9 protein-coding genes and 1 pseudogene are annotated in these 21767 nt (G+C 75.5%); 6 read left to right on the top strand and 4 right to left on the bottom strand.

Annotation, left to right across the window (positions count from 1 at the left end; translation table 11 throughout):
• The first annotated feature begins 30 nt into the window (after positions 1-30).
• From ACIA8L_RS24190 to ACIA8L_RS24170, 5 genes are read left to right on the top strand one after another with little or no spacing between them, the layout of a single operon-like run.
• Positions 31-798, top strand: a complete 768-nt coding sequence (locus tag ACIA8L_RS24190; RefSeq protein ID WP_395908171.1) for a 2,3-dihydro-2,3-dihydroxybenzoate dehydrogenase — start codon at positions 31-33, stop codon at positions 796-798.
• Between the two features lie 45 nt (positions 799-843).
• Positions 844-2037, top strand: a complete 1194-nt coding sequence (locus tag ACIA8L_RS24185; RefSeq protein WP_395908168.1) for an isochorismate synthase — start codon at positions 844-846, stop codon at positions 2035-2037.
• Positions 2027-3637 carry a (2,3-dihydroxybenzoyl)adenylate synthase gene (locus ACIA8L_RS24180; protein ID WP_395908166.1) on the top strand — a complete coding sequence of 537 codons (1611 nt, stop codon included), beginning with the start codon at positions 2027-2029 and terminating at the stop codon, positions 3635-3637. Before ACIA8L_RS24185 ends, ACIA8L_RS24180 begins: the two co-directional genes overlap by 11 nt.
• 4 nt (positions 3638-3641) lie before the next feature.
• On the top strand, positions 3642-4277 hold the full coding sequence (locus tag ACIA8L_RS24175; protein ID WP_395908165.1) for an isochorismatase family protein: 636 nt from the start codon (positions 3642-3644) through the stop codon (positions 4275-4277).
• A 20-nt stretch (positions 4278-4297) separates the two neighbouring features.
• Complete coding sequence (locus tag ACIA8L_RS24170; RefSeq protein ID WP_395908162.1) at positions 4298-5638, top strand: lysine N(6)-hydroxylase/L-ornithine N(5)-oxygenase family protein; 1341 nt, start codon at positions 4298-4300, stop codon at positions 5636-5638.
• On the opposite strand, the gene ACIA8L_RS24165 is transcribed toward ACIA8L_RS24170, so the two are convergent.
• On the bottom strand, positions 5628-6251 hold the full coding sequence (locus ACIA8L_RS24165; RefSeq protein WP_395908159.1) for a hypothetical protein: 624 nt from the start codon (positions 6249-6251) through the stop codon (positions 5628-5630). The genes ACIA8L_RS24170 and ACIA8L_RS24165 overlap by 11 nt on opposite strands.
• Between ACIA8L_RS24165 and ACIA8L_RS24160 the strand changes: the two are divergent.
• Positions 6199-17304, top strand: a pseudogene (locus ACIA8L_RS24160) (fibronectin type III domain-containing protein); the annotation flags it as partial. The gene ACIA8L_RS24165 and the pseudogene ACIA8L_RS24160 sit on opposite strands and share 53 nt — an antisense overlap.
• Before the next feature lie 977 nt (positions 17305-18281).
• Here the strand turns inward: ACIA8L_RS24160 and ACIA8L_RS24155 are convergent.
• From ACIA8L_RS24155 to ACIA8L_RS24145, 3 genes are all read right to left on the bottom strand, one after another.
• On the bottom strand, positions 18282-19889 hold the full coding sequence (locus ACIA8L_RS24155; protein WP_395908157.1) for a diguanylate cyclase domain-containing protein: 1608 nt from the start codon (positions 19887-19889) through the stop codon (positions 18282-18284).
• A gap of 128 nt (positions 19890-20017) precedes the next feature.
• Positions 20018-20482, bottom strand: a complete 465-nt coding sequence (locus ACIA8L_RS24150; protein WP_395908155.1) for a TrkA C-terminal domain-containing protein — start codon at positions 20480-20482, stop codon at positions 20018-20020.
• Complete coding sequence (locus ACIA8L_RS24145) at positions 20479-21765, bottom strand: SLC13 family permease (RefSeq protein WP_395908153.1); 1287 nt, start codon at positions 21763-21765, stop codon at positions 20479-20481. The genes ACIA8L_RS24150 and ACIA8L_RS24145 overlap by 4 nt, the downstream gene beginning before the upstream one ends.
• Positions 21766-21767 lie beyond the last annotated feature (2 nt).

Raw genomic sequence — 21767 nt, 5'->3', positions numbered from 1 at the left:
GTACGGCTCGACAAGCAATGAAGGAGTGATATGGACGGGATCGCGTTGGTGACCGGCGCCGCGCAGGGCATCGGCCGCGCCGTCGCGCTCGCCTTCGCCGCCGGGGGCACCCCGGTCGCGGCGGTGGACCGCGACGGCGACGGCCTGGCCGAGCTCGCCGCGGCGCACTGCGGGATCTCGGCCCACGTCGCGGACGTCGCCTCGGCCGGGCAGGCCGAGGCGGTCGTCGCGGCGGCCGAGGCCATCGGCCCGATCGCCGCACTGGTGAACGTGGCCGGCATCCTGCGCACCGGCGAGGTGCTCGGCTACTCCGACACCGACTGGGCCGACACGTTCGCGGTCAACACCACGGGCGTGTTCCACATGAGCCGGGCCGCGGCCCGCCGGATGGTCCCGCGGCGCGGCGGCGTCATCGTCACCGTCTCGTCCAACGCGGCCGGGGTGCCGCGGGCCGGGATGGCCGCCTACGCCGCGTCGAAGGCGGCCGCGACCCACTTCACGAAAAGCCTCGGACTGGAGCTCGCCCGGTACGGCATCCGCTGCAACGTCGTCGCCCCCGGCTCGACCGACACGCCGATGCAGCGGGCCATGTGGGCCGGACACCCCGGCGGGCCCGCAGCGGGGGCGGCGGCGGTCGTCGCCGGCGACCCGGAGGCCTTCCGGACCGGCATCCCCCTTGGGCGCATCGCCGAGCCCGAGGACGTCGCCGACGCCGTGCTCTTCCTCGCCTCGGAGCGCGCCCGGCACATCACCATGCACGACCTGTACGTCGACGGCGGCGCCACGCTGCGCGCCTGAGCGCGACCCGGCGCACACCGCTGCCGGCCGAAGGGAGAACCACCCGTGACCACCGTCTCCACCGAGACCAGCACCGAATCCGCCGCCGACCTCATCGCCGGCTACCGGCCCGGCTCGTCCTCGCTGTTCGCGTCCCCGCGGGGCACGCTGCTGGCCGAGGGCACCTACTTCGCGGTCCCCCCGTCGGGCCGCCGCGACGCCCTGGGTGACCTGGACCGGCGGGTCCAGGCCGTGCTCGGGGTGGCCGAGGCGGCCGGCCACGAGGTGCGGGCCGTCGTCGGGGCGGTGCCGTTCGCCCCCGACGCCCACGCCCAGCTGGTCGTCCCCATGCGCCTGCGCCGCACCGGTCCCGCCGGCACCACCGAGCCGGTCCGCATCAGGCGCCAGGGCATCACCGCGCTGCACCCGGTGCCGCCGGCGGACCGCTACGCCGCGGCCGTCGACCGGGCCGTGCACCAGATCGGCGCGGGTCACTACACGAAGGTCGTCCTGGCCCGGTCGGTGCGGGCCGAGGCGCCCGGCTTCGACCCGGCCCCCGTCGTGCGGGCGCTCGCCGCGCGGGAGCCCAGCGGGTACACCTTCGGCATCGATCTCGGCAACGGCCGGACCCTCTTCGGGGCCAGTCCCGAGCTGCTCGTGTCCCGGCACGGCCGCCAGGTCGCGGCCCACCCCCTAGCCGGCTCCGCGGCCCGCAGCGCCGACCCGGCCGAGGACGCCCGCCGCGCCGCCGCCCTGCTGCGCTCCGAGAAGGACCGGCACGAGCACGCCGTCGTGGCCCGCGCGGTCGCCGACGCCCTGGCCCCGTTCTGCGCACAGCTCTCGGTGCCACCGGAGCCCGCACTGGTGCGCACCGCCACCATGTGGCACCTGGGCACCCTCGTCACCGGTACCGTCGCCGACCCCGCCACCAGCGCCCTGACCCTGGCGGCGGCGCTGCACCCGACGCCGGCCGTCTGCGGCACCCCGACCGCCGCCGCCCGGGCCGCGATCGGCGAGCTCGAACCGTTCGACCGCGGCTTCTACACCGGCATGGTCGGCTGGGTCGACGCCGCCGGCGACGGCGAGTGGGCGGTCACCATCCGCTGCGCGGTCGCCGACCCGGGCGGGCTCGACCTGTTCGCCGGGGCCGGGATCGTCGCCGGCTCCGACCCGGCGGCCGAACTGGCCGAGACGTCGGCCAAGCTCGGCACGATGCTGGCCGCGCTCGGCCTCGCCGCGGAGCACGGCAATGTGGCCTGAGGACATTGCGCGGGGGTACCGCGAAGCCGGCTACTGGACCGGACAGACGTTCGACGACCTGCTGCGCGAGCGGGCCCTCGAGCACGGCGAGCGGATCGCGGTCGTCGACGGCCCACACCGTATTACCTATGCGCGGCTGCGCGACCGGGCGCTGCGCCTCGCCGCCGGGCTGCACCGGATCGGGGTGCGCCGCGGCGACCGGGTCGTGGTGCAGCTGCCCAACCGGGCCGAGTTCTTCGACGTCATCTTCGCGCTGTTCCGCCTCGGGGCCCTGCCGGTCTTCGCGCTGCCGGCCCACCGCGCGGCCGAGATCGGCTACTTCTGCGCGCACACCGAGGCGGTCGCGCTCATCACCACCGATGTGCACGAGGGCTTCGACCACCGCACCCTGGCCGCCGCGGCCGCACCCGCGACCCTGATCGTGGCCGGTGACGCGGGCGGGCACGTGAGCCTGGCCGCGCTCTACGCCGACCCGGAGGACGTCGAGCGGCTCCCGGCCGGGCCGGGCGCCGACGAGGTCGCGTTCCTGCAGCTGTCCGGCGGCAGCACCGGGTTGCCGAAGCTCATCCCGCGGACGCACGACGACTACCTGTACAGCGTCCGCGCCTCCGCCGACATCTGCGCCCTGCGCCCGGACAGTGTCTATCTGACGGCGCTGCCGGTGGCGCACAACTTCACCATGTCCTCGCCGGGCGTGCTCGGGGTCCTGCACGCCGGGGGCCGGATCGTCCTCGCGCCCCGCCCCGACCCGGCGACGGTATTCCCGCTCATCGATGCGGAGCGGGTCACCATCACCGCCGTCGTGCCACCCCTGGCCCTGCTCTGGCTGGAAGCCGTCGATCGACAAGGTTCCAACGGGAGTGTGCGGAGCCTCGAGGTGCTCCAGGTCGGGGGAGCGAAGCTTGCCGATACTGTCGCCGCGCGGATCGGGCCGGTGCTCGGCTGCCGGCTGCAGCAGGTGTTCGGCATGGCCGAGGGCCTCGTCAACTACACCCGGCTCGACGACCCCGACGAGGTCGTGCTGCACACCCAGGGCCGCCCGATCAGCCCCGCGGACGAGCTGCGCATCGTCGACGACGCCGACCAGCCGGTGCCGGTGGGGCAGGTGGGGCACCTGCTGACCCGGGGCCCGTACACCATCCGTGGCTACTGGCGGGCGGCCGAGCACAACCGCACCGCCTTCACCGCCGACGGCTTCTACCGCACCGGCGACCTGGTGCGCCGCCGCCCCGACGGCTACCTGGTCGTCGAGGGCCGGGCCAAGGACCAGATCAACCGCGGCGGCGAGAAGATCGCGGCCGAGGAGGTCGAGAACCACCTGCTCACCCACCCGTCGGTGCACGACGCCGCGGTCGTCGCGGTCCCCGACGCCTACCTCGGCGAGCGCGGTTGCGCCTTCGTCGTGCCCCGGCCCGGCGCCGAACCGCCCACCCTGCCGGCCCTGCGCCGCCACCTGCGCGAGCGGGGACTGGCCGAGTACAAGATCCCGGACCGGCTCAAGGTCCTCGACGCGTTCCCCGTCACCGGCGTCGGCAAGGTCAGCCGGCGCGAGCTCCGCGCGGCCCTCGCCGCCACCCGGAGCACCACCCGGAAAGGCTGATCCCGTGCTGCCCCGAATCACCCCGTATCCGGCTCCGGCGGACTTCAGCGGCGACCAGGCCCGGGTCGGCTGGCGCCTCGACCCGCGCCGCGCCGTGCTGCTCGTGCACGACATGCAGAACTACTTCCTTGCCCCGTTTGGTACCGCCGGTGACGAACCACTGGCCCCGGTGGTCGACAACATCACCGTGTTGCGCAAGCACGCCGTCGCGGCCGGGGTCCCGGTCGTCTTCTCGGCCCAGCCGGGCGGGCAGAGCCGGGCCGAGCGCGGCCTGCTGCAGGACTTCTGGGGCGACGGGCCGCCGCCGGACGAGCACGCCCTGGCCATCACCGCCGCGCTCACCCCGGCCGCGGGCGAGCACCGGATCACCAAGCGTCGATACAGCGCGTTCGTCGGCACACCCCTCGGGCAACTCCTGCGGCAGTGGCAGCGCGACCAGCTGGTCATCACCGGGGTGTACGCGCACATCGGCGTGCTCGCCACCGCGCTTGACGGGTTCATGCGCGACATCCAGCCGTTCGTGGCCGCCGACGCGGTCGCGGACTTCGGCCCCGAGCACCACCGCGACGCCCTGCGCCACATCCGGGACTGCTGCGGCGTCGTGGCGACGACGGCCGAGATCGCCGAGGCACTGCGGTGAACGAAGAGAAAGGCGAACACATGGACTCGACGGTCTACGACGTCGTCGGCATCGGCTTCGGGCCGTCCAATCTGGCCCTGGCCATCGCGATCGAGGAGTACAACCTCGAACGCCCGGCGCCCGAACGCATCCGCGCGACCTTCGTCGAGCGCCAGGACCGCTTCGGCTGGCACCGCGGGATGCTGTTCACCGACGCCACCATGCAGGTCTCGTTCCTCAAGGACCTCGTGACCCTGCGCAACCCCAGCAGCGACTACAGCTTCGTCTCGTACCTGCACGCGAAGAACCGGCTCGCGGACTTCATCAACTACAAGTCGATGTATCCGCTGCGGGTCGAGTTCCACGACTACCTCGAATGGGCGGCCGGCCGGGTCGGCGCGCCGGTGCTCTACGGCCACACCGTCACCGACGTCGTCCCGGCCGCCGGCGGGGAGCTGCTCGACGTCGTCGCGACGGGTGCCGGGGGACCGGGGGCCGGGGGAGCGGTCCGGCACCTGCGGGCCCGCAACGTCGTCGTCGCCGCGGGCCTGGAGCCGAGCCTGCCGGCCGGGGTGGAGCCGGCCGAGCGGGTCTGGCACAACCTCGACATCCTGCACCGGGCCGAGCGGTTCACCGTCGAGCGGCCGGAGCGGTTCATCGTGATCGGCGCCGGCCAGAGCGCGGCCGAGTCGGTGGCGTTCCTGCACGAGCGGTACCCCACCGCCGAGGTCTGCTCCGTGTTCCACCGCTACGGCTACAGCCCGGCCGACGACAGCAACTTCGCCAACCGCATCTTCGACCCGGACGCCATCGACCTCTACTTCGACGCGCCCGCCGACGTGAAGCGGATGCTGTTCGACTACCACCGCAACACCAACTACTCCGTCGTCGACGGCGACCTCATCGAGGAGCTTTATCGGCGGGGGTACCGCGAGCAGGTCCTCGGCCACCGCCGGCTAAGGATGCTCAACGCCTCCCGCCTGGCCGAGCTGCGGCCCCGGCCCGACGGCGTCACCGCGGTCGTCGAGCACCTGCCGTCCGGTGCGGTCCTCGAGCTCGAGGCCGACGCGATCGTCTACGCCACCGGCTACCGCCCGGTCGATCCGGCCCGGCTGCTCGGCGCGGCCGGTGCGCACTGCCGGCGGGACGAGGAGGGGCTGCTGCGGCTGGGCCGCGACTATCGGGTCGTCACCGGCGCCGGGCTGCGGGCCGGCGTCTATGTCCAGGGCGGCACCGAACACGCCCACGGCATCACGTCGACGCTGCTCTCCGCGGTCGCGGTGCGCGCGGGCGAGATCGCGGCCGCGATCGGCGCCGGCGTCGGCGACCGCCCCGAGGCCGCGTCGGGGCCGGCCCGTCCGCTCGTGGGCATCACCCCCTGATCGGCTGCTCACCCAACCGTTTCAGTGGTTTGGTCGGAGGATTAAGAACATGAATATTTGCACCTAATTCACCACGAATGGGTGATGCTCCGGGGGGAAAGCCGGAGGAAAGGTGCGCCGGAATGGCTGCAGGCGAGAACATCGCGATGCGGCGGGCCGTCATGCTCGGTTCGTTCATCGCTGTCGGCATCGGGTTCGTGCTGCTGACCTTTACCCAACGCGCGGAGGCGAAAACAACCGCGGATACGGGGAAGGGCACGTCGGCCGTCGTGGTGAAGGCTTCGAAGCCCGTCACCGCGCCGACCGGCAAGGCATCGACGAAACCCGTGGCCACCAAGCCGCCGGTATCGAAACCGGCCGCCACGAAGGCGACCGCGGTATCGAAACCGGTGCCCACCAAGGCCGTCACCGCACCCCCGAAGGCGGCCACCGCGGCCACCACGGCGGGCACCGCCCCGGCGAAAGCCGCGAGCACCGCCCCCGTGAAGGCCGCGAGCACCGCCCCGGCGGCGAAAACGGCGAGCACCGCGCCGGCGAAAGCCGCCAGCACCGCTCCGCCCGTGAAAGCCGCGAGCACCGCGCCCGCGAAAGCCGCGGGCACCACCGCGAGCACAGCCGCGACCCCGCCGCCCGGCGGTGGCGTCGCGCACATCGAGGCCGCTCCCGCCGCCCCCACGGTGCTCACCGTGGCGGGCGGCGTCAACGCGATCTCGGCGACCTGGCTCGGCTCGCTCGGCGCCAGCGGCTACACCCTCACCGCCACCAGCGGCGCCACCACCAAGACCTGCACCTCGGCCGGGCTGACGTGCAGCATCGCGAGCGTCCCGGCCGGCAGCTGGGTCGTCACGCTCACCGCCACCGGCGTCGGCGGCACCTCGATCCCGGCCGCGGCCGGCACCGTCACCGTCGTCGACCCGGCCAACCCGCCCGGCATCCCCACCGGCGTCTTCGCGACCTCCGGCAACCAGCAGGCGGTCGTCACCTGGACCGCCCCGGCCAACGCCGGTGCTGGCATCGCGTACTACACCGTGACGACCGTCCTGGGCGCCCAGACCTGCACCACGACCGGCACCTCCTGCACCGTCGGCGGCCTGACCCCCGGCGGCTCGTACTCGTTCCAGGTCACCGCGACCGCGATCAACGGCGCCGGCACCTCGCTCGCCAGCGTGGCATCGCCGCTGGTCAACATCGGTCCGCCGAGCGCGCCGCTGTCCGTCGGCGCCATCGCCCTCGCCAACTCGGCCCAGGTCTCCTGGCTCGGCCCGCTCAACGGCGGCGCCGGCATCGACTACTTCCGGGTGACCGCCAGCCCCGGCGGCCAGACCTGCACCGGCACCCTGCTCACCTGCACCGTGACCGGCCTGACCAGCGGGCAGGTCTACACGTTCTCCGTCGTCGCGGTCGGGCTGGGCAACACCGGCACCTCGGCCGCGGCCGTCACCAACGCCGTGACCCCCGGCCCACCCGGCGCACCGACGAACGTCACCGTCACCCCCGGCTTCCTGACCGCGACCATCAACTGGACGCCGCCGGCCTTCGCCGGCGCGGGCATCGACCACTACGTCGCCTACGCCAGCCCGGGCCTGCTGCCCTGCGCCACCCTCACCGCGACCGACACCAGCTGCACGATGCTGAGCCTGCTGCCGACCACCAGCTACACGGTGACGGTCGTCGCGGTCGGCGTCGCGCTCACCGGCACCTCGGTCGCCAGCCAGCCGTCGGCGGCGTTCGTCCCCGGCCCGCCCGGCACCCCGACCGCCGTCACCGCGACCCCGGGCAACGCGGCCGCCACCGTGTCGTGGACCGCGCCGGCCAGCCCCGGCTCCGGCATCACCGGCTACACCGTGACCGCGTCGCCGGGCGGCGGCACCTGCGTCACCGCCGGCACCTCGTGCACGGTGGCGCTGCTGACCCCGGGCACGGCGTACACGTTCACGGTCGTGGCCAACAGCATCTCCGGCCCGTCACCGGCCAGCGCCGCGTCGAACTCGGTCCGCCCCGGCCCGCCGGGCCTGCCGACGGCCGTGACCGCCGTCGCCGGTGACAGCTCGGCCACCGTGTCGTGGACCGCGCCCGCCACCACCGGCGCCGGCATCGACCACTACACGGTCACCGCCGTGCCCGGCGGTGCCACCTGCACCACCACGGGCACCGGCTGTGTGGTGAGCGGGCTGGCCAACGGCACCGCCTACGCCTTCACCGTCACCGCCTACGGCGCGGGCGGCAGCGGCACCTCGCTGCCGAGCCTGGCCTCGAGCATCGTCGTGCCCGGGCCGCCGGACGCGCCGATCCTCGTCAGCGCGAGCCCGGGCGTCGGGGCCGCGACCGTGTCGTGGACCGCGCCGCTCGTGCAGCGGGCCGGCATCACCGGCTACACGGTGACCGCCAGCCCGGGCGGGAGCACCTGCACCACCACCGGCACCTCGTGCACCGTCACGGGGCTGAGCACCGGCACGCAGTACACCTTCGGGGTCGTCGCCACCGGCCCGGGCGGCACCTCGGCCGCCGGGACGACGTCGGCCACCACGAACGTCGGCCCGCCGGGCGTCCCCTCCGGGGTGCAGGCCACCGCGCTCAACGGCGCGATCACCGTCTCCTGGACGCCGCCGCTGCTCTCCGGCAACCTGGTCTCGGCGTACATCGCCACGGCCACGCCGGGCCTGCACGCCTGCGTGACGGTCAACTTCGCGCAGCAGTCGTGCACGATCACCGGCCTCGACGACGGCACGCAGTACACGGTCGCGGTCGTCTCGGTCGGCCTGCTCGGCACCGGCTCGTCGGCCCCCAGCACCCCGAGCAATCCGGTAACGCCCGGTGCGCCCGACGCGCCCACGGCCGTCAGCGCGACGCCCGGCGCCCGCAGCGCCGTGGTCTCCTGGACCGCCCCGGCCGTCACCCGGGCCGGCGTCGACACCTATACGGTGACGGCCGGCCCCGGCGGCGCGACCTGCACCACCGCCACCACGTCGTGCACCGTGACCGGGCTGGTGCCCGGGACCGCGTACACGTTCGGTGTCGTGGCCACCGGCTCCGGCGGCGCCTCGGCCGCGGCGAGCACCACGACCGCGGTCAGGCCCGGCCCGCCCGGCACCCCGACCGGCGCCAACGCGCTGGCCGGCCCGAGCTCGGCGACGGTGTCGTGGACCGCGCCGGCCAACCCGGGTGGCGGCATCGACCACTACACCGTCACCGCCGTCCCGGGCGGCGCAACCTGCACCACCGCCACGACCTCGTGCACCGTCACGGGGCTGACCGACGGCGTGGGGTACACCTTCCAGGTCGTCGCCAACGGCGTCGCGGGGACCGGTGACTCGGCCGCGAGCCTCCCGACCGCGCTGATCGCCCCGGGTGCGCCCGACGCGCCGACGCTCGTGGTCGCCACGCCCGGCAACGCCGCCATCAACGTCGCCTGGGTCGCCCCGCTGATCCAGCGCGGCGGTGTCACCGGCTACACCGTGACCGCGTCGCCCGGCGGCGCGACCTGTACCACCGTCGGGGTGTCGAACACGAGCTGCACGCTCACCGGCCTGACCGGCGGCACGCCCTACACCGTCACCGTGGTCGCCAACGGCAACGCCGGCTCGTCGACCGGCACCACCACGACCGCGGTGACGCCCGGGCCGCCCGGCGCGCCGACGGCCGTCACCGCCACGTCCGGCGCGACCGCCGCGACCGTGTCGTGGACCGCGCCGGCCAACCGCGGCGCCGGCATCGCCACCTACACGGTGACCGCCGCCCCGGGCGGCGCGACCTGCACCACCGCGCTCACCAGCTGCACCGTCAGCGGCCTGAGCGCGGGGACGCCGTACACGTTCACCGTCGTGGCCAACGGCACCGGCAGCACCGGCACCTCGCCGGCCAGCGACCCGTCCGGTGCGACGACGCCGGGTGCGCCCGACGCGCCGACGTCCGTCACCGCGACCCCGGGCGCCGGGATCGCCGCCGTCTCGTGGACGGCCCCGGCCGTCACCCGGGCCGGCCTGACCAACTACACCGTGACCGCCGCGCCCGGCGGCGCCACCTGCACCACCGCCACAACCGGCTGCACCGTCGCCGGTCTGACCAGCGGTACCGCCTACACGTTCACGGTCGTCGCCAACGGCCCCGGCGGCTCGTCGAGCGGCGCCGCCTCCGGCCCGGTCACGCCCGGCCCGCCCGGCGCGCCGACCGGCGTCACCGCGAGCGGCGGCAACGGCACCCTGGCCGTGTCGTGGACCGCGCCCGGCAACACCGGCGCCGGCATCGACCACTACGTCGCCACCGCCACGCCCGGCGGCGCGACCTGCAGCACCGCCGGCACTTCCTGCACCATCACGGGCCTGACCGCCGGGGTGACCTACACCGTCGCCGTCGTCGCGGTCGGCACCGGCAGCACCGGCGCCTCCGCGGCCGGGTACACCGGCCCGGCCACGCCCGGCGCCCCCGACGCACCGACGCTCGTGGTCGCCACGGCCGGCAACGGCGGGGTCGACGTCTCCTGGCTCGGGCCGCTCATCGTGCGGGCCGGGGTCACCGGCTACACGGTGACCGCCTCGCCCGGCGGCGCCACCTGCACCACCAGTGGCCTGTCGTGCACCGTCACCGGCCTGACCGGCGGCACGCCGTACACGTTCACCGTCGTGGCCAACGGCCCCGGCGGCGCGTCGCCCGGCACCACCACGACCGCGGTGACGCCCGGCCCGCCAGCCCCGCCGAGCGCCGTCGCCGTCACCGGCGGCAACACCACCGCGACCGTCACCTGGTCGGCGCCGGCGAACACCGGCGCCGGGATCGCCGGCTACACCGTGACCGCGTCGCCCGGCGGGGCCACCTGCGTCGCCGGTGTGGTCGTGCGCTCCTGCATCCTCACCGGCCTCACCAATGGCACCGCCTACCAGGTGACCGTCGTGGCCAACGGCGTCGGCCTGACCGGCGACTCGCTGCCCAGCGTCGCCGCGAACGTCCAGCCCGGGCCGCCGGACGCGCCGACCGCGGTCACCGCGGCACCGGGCAGCAATGCGGCCACCGTCTCGTGGACCGCGCCGGCCACCACCCGCGCCGGGGTGAGCGCCTACACGGTGACCGCGTCGCCCGGCGGCGCCACCTGCACCACCAACTCGACGTCGTGTTCGGTGCCGGGCCTGCTCAGCGGTACCGCTTACACCTTCACCGTCACCGCGACCGGCCCGGGCGGCACGTCGCCGTCGAGCGGCCCGTCGTCGTCGATGACGCCCGGGCCGCCCGGCGCGCCCACCGCCGTCACCGTGGCCGGGGGCAACACCACCGCGACCGTGTCGTGGACCGCGCCGGTCAACGCCGGCGCCGGGATCGCCGGCTACACCGTGACCGCGTCGCCCGGCGGGGCCACCTGCACGACCGCCGGCACCAGCTGCACCATCACGGGTCTTGGCAACGGGGTGGCGTACACCTTCAGCGTCGTGGCCAACGGCACCGGCTCGTCCGGCACGTCGGCCCCGGGCACGTCGGGCGCCGCCGTCTCCGGCCCGCCGGACGCCCCGACGCTCGTGGTCGCCACGCCCGGCGACGGTGCCGCGACCGTCGCCTGGACCGCGCCGCTCATCACCCGGGCCGGGGTCACGAACTACACCGTGACCGCGGCCCCCGGCGGGGCCACCTGCACCACCAGCGGCCTGTCCTGCGGCGTCACCGGCCTGACCGCCGGGACCGCCTACACGTTCACCGTGGTCGCCACCGGACCCGGCGGCTCCTCGCCGGCCGGCGGCCCCTCGAACCAGGTGCGCCCCGGCCCGCCGGACGCGCCGACCGCCGTGACCGCGACACCCGGCAGCGGCAGCGCCCTGGTGTCGTGGACCGCGCCCGCCACCACCGGCGCCGGCATCGCCACCTACACCGTGACCGCCTCCCCGGGCGGCGCCACCTGCACGACCGCCACGACCAGTTGTACCGTCACCGGCCTGACCGACGGCACGCCGTACACCTTCAGCGTCGTCGCCAACGGCGTCGGCACCACCGGCTCGTCGCTCGCCAGCGGCGCGTCCGCGGCGGTGACCCCGGGCGCGCCCGGCGCCCCCGGCAGCGTGACCGCGGTCGCCGGCTCCCACTCGGCCGTCGTGTCCTGGACCGCGCCGTCCGACCCGCGGGCCGGTGTCACCGGCTACGTCGTGACCGCCAGCCCGGGCGGCGCCACCTGCGTCACCACCGGTCTGTCCTGCACGGTCGGTGGCCTGCTCGGGGGTACCGCCTACACGTTCACCGTCACCGCCACCGGCGCCGGTGGCCTCGGCGCCGCCAGCACGGCCAGCAACTCGGTGACGGCCGGCCCGCCCGGCAGCCCGACCGGCGTCTCGGTCACGCCGCAGGGCGGCACCGACGCGGTGATCGCCTGGACCGCGCCCACCAACGCCGGCGCCGGGATCGACCACTACGTCGTGACCGCGTTCCCCGGCGGTGCCACCTGCTCGACCGCGACCGCGGCCGACACCACCTGCACCGTCACCGGCCTGACGGCCACCGTGGGCTACCTGTTCACCGTCGTCGCCGTCGGCTCGAGCGGCACCGGCGACTCGCTGCCGAGTGTCGCGGGCTCGCTGTCGCCGGCGACCGCACCGGACCCGCCGACGGCCGTGAGCGCCGTCGCCGGCGACAGCACCGCCACCGTGTCCTGGACGGCGCCGGCGGTCGTGCGCGGAGGCGTGGCCGGGTACACCGTGACCGCCTCGCCGGGCGGCGCCTTCTGCGTCACGCTGTCGCCGTCGGACACGTCCTGCGTCGTGCTCGGGCTGACCCCCGGCACCGACTACACGTTCACCGTCGTGGCGAACGGCGCCGGCGGCAGCTCGCCGGCGAGCGACCCGTCGAGCCCGATCGCGCCCGGCCCGCCCGGCGCCCCGACGGCCGTCACGGTCGCGGCCGGCAGCGGCCAGGCCACGGTCTCGTGGACCGCGCCCAGCAGCCTCGGCGCCGGGATCGACCACTACACGGCGACCGCCACGCCCGGCGGAGCGTCCTGCAGCACCGGTGGCACCTCGTGCACCATCACGGGGCTGACCGACGGCGTGCCGTACACCTTCCAGGTCGTCGCCCATGGCACCACCGGCACCGGTGACTCCCTGCCCAGTACCCCGGCCGGTGGTGTGACCGGCGCCCCGGGCGCCCCGACCGCGGTGAGCGCCACCGCCGGCGACCGCTCGGCCGCCGTGTCCTGGACCGCGCCGGGCAGCGCCGGGGCCGGGATCACCGGCTACACCGTGACCGCCGCGCCCGGTGGTGCCTTCTGCGTCACGCTGTCGGCCGCGGACACCACCTGCACCGTGCTCGGGCTCGCGCCCGGCACCGCCTACACGTTCACCGTCAAGGCCACCGGCCCCGGCGGGCCGTCGGCCGCCAGCGACCCGTCGAGCCCGGTCAGCCCCGGCCCGCCCGGCGCGCCGAGCGGCGTCACGGCGGCCGGCGGCGACGCCAGCGCGACGGTGTCGTGGACCGCGTCGGCGAACACCGGCGGCGCGGTGGACCACTACCTCGTCACCGCCCTCCCGGGCGGGGAGACCTGCGCCACCAGTGCCACCACGTGCACGGTGCACAACCTGACCAACGGCGTGCCGTACACCTTCGTGGTGAGCGCCGTCGGCCCGGCCGGCACCGGCTCCTCGCTGCCGGCCCTGCCGTCCACGCCCATCACGCCCGGCCCGCCGGACGCGGTCACCGGCGTGAGCGTGGTCGCGGGCGACGGCGGTGCCACCGTCTCGTGGCAGCCGCCCGGCATCCTGCGCTCGGGCGTCACCGGCTACACCGTCACGGCCAGCCCGGGCGGGCTGACCTGCACCACCACCGGCACCTCGTGCACCGTCGCCGGGCTCACCGCGGGCACCGCCTACACGTTCACCGTGCGGGCGAGCGGCCCCGGCGGCGACGCGCCGCTGTCCACGCCGAGCGTCGGGGTCCTCGTCGGGCCGCCGGGCGCGCCGACCAGCGTCGCCGCCACCGCCGGCAACGGCACGGCCCTGGTGACCTGGACGGCTCCCCTCAACGCGGGCGCCGGCATCGACCACTACCTGGTCACCGCCGCGCCCGGCGGCGCCTTCTGCATCGCCGCGGACGCGTCCGGGTGCACCGTCACCGGGCTGGACAACAGCACCGCGTACGGCTTCTCGGTGGTCGCCGTCGGCCTGGGCGGCACCGGCATCTCGGCCGCGGGCGTCACCGGCGCAGCCGTGAACCCGGGCCCGCCCGGCGTCCCCGGCACCGCGAGCGCCGTGGCCGGCAACGCGAGCGCGACCGTCACCTGGACCGCGCCGACCGGCGGGGCCCCCGTCGACCACTACGTCGTCACGGCCGCGCCCGGCGGGGCCACCTGCACCACCGGCGGCCTGTCCTGCACGGTCAACGGGCTGACGCCCGGCACCTCGTACACGTTCACGGTGGCCGCGGCCGGCGCCGGCTCGGTCGGCTCGTCCGCGCCGTCGGCGGTCTCCAACGCGGTCATCCCCGGCCCGCCGAACTCGCCCACCGCCGTGGTCGCGACCCCCGGCAGCGGCCAGGCCGTCGTGGCCTGGACCCCGCCGGCCTCCGGCGCCGCGGTCTACAACTACGTCGTGACCGCCGCTCCGGGCGGGGCGACCTGCACCACGAGCGTCAACCAGTGCACCGTCACCGGCCTCACCGACGGCACCGCCTACACCTTCGGCGTCGTCGCGGTCGGCCCGTCCGGCACCGGCAGCTCGGCCCCGGGGTACTCGTCCGGCGGCGCGGTGCCCGGCCCGCCCGGGCCGCCCACCGCGGTGGTGGCGACCCCGGGCAGCGGCGCGGCCACCGTCACCTGGATGGCGCCGGTCCAGCTCGGCGCGGGCGTGAACCGCTACACCGTCACCGCCGCGCCCGGCGGCGCGACATGCACCGCGACGACCGGCACCACCTGCACCGTGACCGGCCTGACCGGCGGCACCGGCTACACGTTCACCGTGGTCGCCAACGGCGTCAGCGGGGACTCGAGCGCGAGCGGCGCGTCCGTCGCCGTGACGCCCGGCCCGCCGGCCGCGCCCACGAACGTCACCGCGGTCGCCGGCAACGGCACGGCCAACGTGTCCTGGACCGCGCCCGCGAACCAGGGGGCCGGGATCGTGCAGTACACCGTGACCGCCACACCCGGCGGGGCCACCTGCACCAGCGTCGGGACCAGCTGCACCGTCAGCGGGCTCGTGAACGGGACAGGCTACACCTTCGCGGTCGTCGCCACCGGCGTGCCCGGCACCGGCGACTCCACGGCCGGCCTCACCGCCGCCGCGGTCGTCCCCGGCCCGCCCGGCGCGGTCACCGGCGCCACCGCGGTCCCCGGCGACGCCGACGCCGTGGTCAGCTGGACGGCCCCGACCGGCGGCCCGGCCGTCACCGGCTACACCGTCACCGCCGCGCCCGGCGGGGCGACCTGCACCACCACGGCGACCACGTGCACGGTGACCGGGCTGACCAACGGCACGGCCTACACGTTCACGGTCGTGGCCAACGGCACCGGCGGGGCCTCCACCGGCTCCGTCACCGCCGCCGCCACGCCCGGGCCGCCGGAGCCGCCGACGGACGTGACCGCCGCCGTCGGCAACGGCGAGGTCAACGTCTCCTGGACGCCGCCGGCGAACCGGCGGGCGGGCGTGCAGCGTTACCGGGCGGTCGCCTACCCCGGCGGCGCGGACTGCGAGACCACGGCCACCAGCTGTGTCATCGACGGCCTCGACAACGGCACCTCCTACAGCGTCATGGTCTGGGCCCTCGGCAACGGCGGCGCCTCCGACCCCAGCGTCGCGTCGCCGGCGGTGGCGCCGAGCGCGGGCGTGCCGGCCGCGCCGACCGACGTGACCGCGGCTCCCGCCCCGGCCGCCGGGACCGTGACCGTCACGTGGACCGAGCCGGTCGTCACCGGCGACGGCGTCACCGGCTACACGGTCACGGCCAGCCCCGGCGGGGCGAGCTGCACCGCGGGCGCCGGCGCGAGCTCGTGCACGGTCGCGGGCCTGACCGACGGCACCCCGTACACCTTCGTGGTGGTCGCCGCCGGGCCGGGCGGGCAGTCGGCGCCGAGCGCGCCGTCGCCGCAGACCGTCACCGGCCCGCCGCCGGCGCCGGCCGCGGTCACCGCCGACTCGGGTGACGGGCAGATCGTCGTCACCTGGACCGCGGGCACCCCGGTCGCGGGCGGCGCCACCGCGACCGGCTACACGGCCACGGCCATGCCGGGCGGGGCGACCTGCACCACGACGGGCGCGACGCACTGCACGATCACGGGCCTGACCAACGGCACGGCCTACACCGTCACCGTCGTGGCCACCGGGCCGTCCGGTGCCTCCGCACCCGCGGCCGCGGCCGCGACCGTGCCCGGGCCGCCGCGCACGCCGTCCGGTGCGACCGCGACCGCGGCCGCGTTCGGCGCGACCGTCTCCTGGGACCCGCCGGCCGCGAACACCCCGGCCGTCACCCACTACACCGTGACCGCGGTGCCCGGCGGCCAGACCTGCACCGCGACCGGGCCGAGCTGCACGATCACCGGCCTCGACCCGGGTGACCCGGTGACGTTCAGCGTCGTGGCCAACGGCCCCGGCGGCGCGTCGAACCCGGCCAGCACGGGGCCGATCGTGCCCGGCCCGCCCGGCCGCCCGGACAACGTGACCGCCTCGCCCGGCAACGGCGCGGCCACCGTCACCTGGGACGTGCCGACGAACACCGGGGCCGGCCTGGACGTCTACACGGTCACCGCCGCGCCCGGCGGCGCGGGCTGTACCACCACCGGCCGCACCTGCACGGTCACCGGCCTGACCAACGGGGCGCCCTACACGTTCACCGTCGTCGCGCACGGCGCGGGCCTCACCGGCTCGTCGCCGGCCAGCGACCCGTCGGCCGCGGTCACGCCGCAGGCCGCCCTGCCCGGCCCGGTCGGCGCGGTGAACGCGGTGGCCGGCAACGGCTCGGCGACGATCAGCTGGTCGGCGCCGATCGTCAGCGGCGGCGGCATCGACCACTACGAGGTCATCTCCGACGACGGGCAGACCTGCACCACGACGGGCACGACGTGCACGGTGACCGGCCTGACCAACGGCCGCGACTACCACTTCGTGGTCCGGGCGATCAGCTCCGTCAACCCGGGCACACCCGGCGCCGGGACGATCAGCATGCCCGTCACCCCGCTGACCACGACGGCGAGCGTGCCGACGGCCGTCACCGCGGTGGCGGGGGACACCACGGCCACGGTCAGCTGGACGGCGCCGGCCGACGGGCCCGCGGTGACCGGCTACACGGTGACCGCCGCACCGGGCGGGTTCACCTGCGACGCGCCGAGTGGCGCCACGTGCGTCGTCAGCGGGCTGACCAACGGGGTGGCGTACACGTTCACCGTGGTCGCGCACTCGGCCGGCGGCGACTCCGCCGCGAGCACGCCCTCCAACACGGTGGTCCCGGCCCCGCCGTTCAACCCGAACGGGACCGCTCCGGCCAGCCCCGGCGGCGTGACCGCGCAGCCGGGGTCGGGGCAGGCGACGGTGAGCTGGACGCCGGGCACCGGCGGGCCGGCGGTCACGGGCTACACCGTCACCTCGGTGCCGGGTGGGCTCACCTGCACGACGACGGGCGCCACCACGTGTACCGTCACCGGGCTCACCGACGGCCTGGCGTACACGTTCACCGTCGTCGCGCACGGGTCGCTCGGCGACTCGCTGGCCAGCGCGCCGAGCACGGCCGTGTATCCGAGCACGGCACCGGGCGTGCCGGTGAACGTGACGGTCACGGCCCGGCACAGCGGCCTGGTCGTGAAGTGGACGCTGCCGTCGTCCGTCGGCACCGGCATCAGCCACTTCACCGCGACCTCGCGCACCGGCAACGGCCGCTGCGTGACGACGTCGCCGACGGCCAGGCGGTGCACGATGTTCGTGCCGATCGGCGCCGACTACACCGTCGACGTCGTCGCCAACGGCCTGCACGGCCAGGACTCGGCGCCGGTCTCGGCGACGACCCCGGCCCGGCCGTCGTTCCCGCCGCTGCCGACGTGGCCGCCGGACCTCAACGGGGCCGACGCGCTGCACAGCGACCTGGGCTCCGGCAGCGTCCGGATGAGCCCGGGCGACGGGATCACGCTGCAGGCGGCCGGATTCGCGCCGAATTCGTCGGTCCGCTTCACGGCGTTCATGACGAAGGGCTCGGCCGACCAGAACCCGACCGCCGACGCCGATGTGCACAAGCGCGACGGTGACGTGTCGGCGCAGTCGGGCGGCCCGATGGTCTCGGCGACCGTGCTCGGCACGCCGACGGTCGCCAACGACGGCACGGCCACCATGTGGGCGCAGATCCCGGCGACCTTCGCCGACGACGACGTGGACTTCCTCGCCGAGGGCGTGGCGCCGGACGGCTCGGTGCGCATGCTGGTGCTCGACGTCGACCCGATCAGCGCGACGGCGCCGGTGGTGACGCCGCCGGTGATCACGCCGCCGGCCGAGCCGGTCACGTCGCCGGTGAAGGCGCCGGCGAAGGCCCCGGTCCGGCACGGCGGAAGCTCGGGCACCGGCACGTCCGGCAGCGGCTCGGGCGCGCTGGCCACGACCGGTGACCCGGTCGGGTCGCTGGCCCTGGCCGGCCTGATCCTGCTGCTGCTCGGCGTGGGCGCGTGCCTGCTCGGCCGCCGGCCCGGGCGCCGGGGTGGCCGCACGGCTCAGGCCTCGCCGACCACGTACCGGCCCTTGCCGCCGGACTTCGCCGCGTACATCGCGGTGTCGGCCCGGCGCAGGATGTCGTCGACGTCCACCGCGTCGCCGCTGAGCGCGACCCCGACGCTGGCGGTGACCGGCAGCTCGGCCGCGGCCGGCGGGACGCCGTCGATCGGCTCGATCGGCCGCTCGACGGCGCTGATGATCCGGTGCGCCGCGATCCCGGCGTCGCCGGGGGCGGCGAGCTGCTCGACGAGGATCGCGAACTCGTCGCCGCCGAGCCGGGCGACGGTGTCGGCGGCCCGGGTGGCCCGGCGCAGACGATCGGCGACCTGGCGCAGCACGGCGTCACCGGCGGTGTGCCCGAGGCGGTCGTTGACCGGCTTGAACCCGTCGAGGTCGACGAAGAGCACGGCGAAGGTCTGCGCGGCCCGCTGATGGGTGGCGAAGGCGTGCTCGACCCGCTCCCAGAACAGGGCGCGGTTGGCCAGCCCGGTCAGCGGGTCGTGCAAGGCCAGGTGGCGCAGCTCGCTCTCGCGGGCGCGCAGCCGGCTCTCGGTCTCCTCCCGGCGGGCGATGTCCTCGCGCAGGGCCAGGGTCGCCGCCGCGACCTGCGACACGGCCCGGTCCCGGGCCCCGGTGAGGGTCCCGACGAGCCCGGCCACCAGCACGGTCACGACGACCCCGCCGGCCAGGGTCAGCGCCGTCATCCGCCGGTCGGTGGCCGACAGCAGGCGGTCGGTCGGGGTCACGGAGAGCTGCCAGGTCCGCTGCCCGATCTCGAGGATGCGGTCGCGGTCCAGCTCGGGCCCGGCGTCGCGGGGCGTGCCGGCCGCGGCCGAGGCGATGACGCGCTGGATCGTGCCGTCGTGCTCGGTGAGCGTCAGCCGCACGGACCCGCGGGACTCGGCCCGCAGGGTGTCGGTCATGAAGTCGGTGCCGCGGACCCCGAGCACCACCCAGCCGCGGAACCGGTTGGGGTCCCAGGCGCCGCCGGTCTGGCCGAAGACGGGCTGGACGAGCATCACCGAGCGCTGCCGGCTGGCCTCGGGCAGCTTGCGGTCGCGCAGCAGCACGTAGCCGCGGGAGATCGCGAACGCGGCCGACACCCGGGCCATCCGCAACGCCTCGATCGGCTCGGCGGCCTCGCTCAGGTCCCGCCCGGTGGCCGCGCTCTGCCCGTCGAAGGAGCGCTCCAGCACCACGAACGCGTGCTCGGTGCCGAACACCGGGGCGTGCGGGGCCAGGGTCAGCCCGGTGGCGCCGCGGTCCCGCCAGGCGGCCTGCAGCGCGGCGACACCGTCGTCGTCGGCGGCCGCGACGAACGCGACCCCGGCCGCGGCCGGCAGCCGCTGCCGGTTGAGGTTGGAGGTGACGGCGGCGAACCGGGCCGCGGTCGGCTCGTCCTCGGCGCCGAGCGCGGTGGCCAGGTCGGCCAGGGTGTGCTCGTAGTCGCCGACCTGGTCGACGACGGCGGACGTGGCGTCGTCGGCGTAGCGGTCCATCAGCTGCCCGGCGTAGCGGCGCTCGCCCTGCCCGACGAGCACGCCGGCCATGACGGTGAGCCCGCCGCCGATCACCAGGACGACGGCGACGACCACCGTGTTGACCACGCGGCGCCGCTCGCCGGGCGCCGCTCGTGCCGAACCCCGCATACCTGTGGCATCGGCGCGCACAGCGCGGACCTGCGCGTTCTGCGCCGCGGGCCCGGGCCGGCGGTCCGGCCCGGGCCCGCCCGGATTCACGCCGCGGTCAGCAGATCGATGACCTCCAGGGCCGCGTCCGGGCGGCCGACGACCACGACCACGTCGCCCGGGTGCAGCCGGCCGTCCGGCGGGGCGACGATCTCGTCACCGCGCACGACGGCGACGACGACCGCACCGTCGACGGCCGCGCCGTCCGGGGCCGTCCGGACCGGGCCGCTGCCGATGAGGACCTGCAGGACGGCGACCCGGTCGGCGTAGCGCTCGAGCCGGGCGCAGTGCACCGTGGGCCCGTCCACGCCGAGGACCCCGGCCAGGACCGTGGCCTCGGCCGCGGTGAGCAGGACGCCGGTCCGGCGGGTGTCCGGGTCGGCGGGGTCGTAGACGACGAGCTCGCGGCGGTCGTCGGCGTGCCGGACGATGCCGACGTGGTGACCGTCCACCGCGTGCAGCACGTGCAGCGTGCCCACGCCGGGCAGGGCGATGTCCCGTTCCAGATTCATGAGAAGTACCTCAGCCAGACGTAGAGCCACGCGATGACCGTGGTCATGAGCGTGGTGACGATGCCGTAGCGGGTGAACTGCCAGAAGCTGATCGGCTCGCCGGATTTCGCGGCGATGCCGAGGACGACGAGGTTGGCGCTGGCGGCCACGGCGGTACCGTTGCCGCCGAAATCCGCCCCGAGCGCGAACGCCCACCACAGTGACCGTCCGGTCGCCGGATCGGGTGTGGTGGCGACGAGGTCCTCGACGATCGGGGCCATCGTCGCCACATACGGGATGTTGTCGAAGAACGCCCCGAGGATCGCCGAGCCGAACAGCAGCCCGGTCGCGGCCAGGAAGTAGTCGTCACCGACCCGGGCCGACGCCCAGCTGCCGATGCTGTGGATGACGCCGGTCTCGACCAGCCCGCCGACCATGACGAACAGGCCCATGAAGAACACCAGCGTGCCCCACTCGACCTCCTCCAGGTAGGCCTCGGTGGGGACCCGCGCGACGAGCACCATCAGCCCGGCCCCGAGCAGCGCGATGATAGCCGGCTCGACGTGGATGACGGCGTGCAGCCCGAACCCGGTGACGACCAGCGCCAGCACGGCCAGGCACCGCCACAGCAGCCCCCGGTCCCGGATGGAGGCCCGCTCGTCGAGGGCCATGACCTCGGCCACGCGCTCCGGGTGATACTCGAAGCGCTTGCGGAACATCACCCAGCCGAGCAGGACGAACAGCACGAACAGTACGACGACGATCGGGGCCATGTTGACGATGAAGTCGTTGAACGTGAGCCCGGCCCGGCTGCCGATGATGATGTTGGGCGGGTCGCCGATGAGGGTGGCCGCGCCGCCGATGTTGGACGCGAGCGCCTCCGCGATCAGGTACGGCACCGCGGAGATGCCGAGCTTGCGGCAGACCAGCACCGTCACCGGGGCGACGAGCATGATGGTGGTGACGTTGTCCAGGAACGGCGACGCGACCGCCGTGATGGTGAGCAGCAGCACGAACAGCCGGTAGGGCCGGCCCCGGGACCGTTTCGCGGCCCAGATCGCGAGGAACTCGAAGAGCCCGGTCTGCTTGATCACCCCGACGATGATCATCATGCCGAGGAGCAGGAAGATGACGTTCCAGTCGATGCCGGCGTGCTCGGAGAAGAACACGTCCTTGCCGGGCACCAGGCCCAGCAGTGCCATGAGGCCGGCCGCGAAGAGCGCGACGGCGACGCGGTGGATCTTCTCGGTGGCGATGAGCGCGAAAGCGATCGTGAAGATGACGATCGCGGCGACGGCGCTCATCG

Source organism: Dactylosporangium sp. NPDC051541 (genome assembly GCF_044454505.1).
Classification (GTDB): Bacteria; Actinomycetota; Actinomycetes; order Mycobacteriales; family Micromonosporaceae; genus Dactylosporangium.
The sequence above is the reverse complement of the archived record's forward strand: the minus strand, read 5'-3'. Positions and strand labels throughout refer to the sequence as shown.

Excerpts from the sequence above, each read along its gene's own strand:
- ACIA8L_RS24190 (WP_395908171.1), top strand. The coding sequence starts at position 31 with ATGGACGGGATCGCGTTGGTGACCGGCGCCGCGCAGGGCATCGGCCGC.
- ACIA8L_RS24180 (WP_395908166.1), top strand. The coding sequence starts at position 2,027 with ATGTGGCCTGAGGACATTGCGCGGGGGTACCGCGAAGCCGGCTACTGG.
- ACIA8L_RS24170 (WP_395908162.1), top strand. The coding sequence starts at position 4,298 with ATGGACTCGACGGTCTACGACGTCGTCGGCATCGGCTTCGGGCCGTCC.
- ACIA8L_RS24150 (WP_395908155.1), bottom strand. The coding sequence starts at position 20,482 with ATGAATCTGGAACGGGACATCGCCCTGCCCGGCGTGGGCACGCTGCAC.
- ACIA8L_RS24145 (WP_395908153.1), bottom strand. The coding sequence starts at position 21,765 with ATGAGCGCCGTCGCCGCGATCGTCATCTTCACGATCGCTTTCGCGCTC.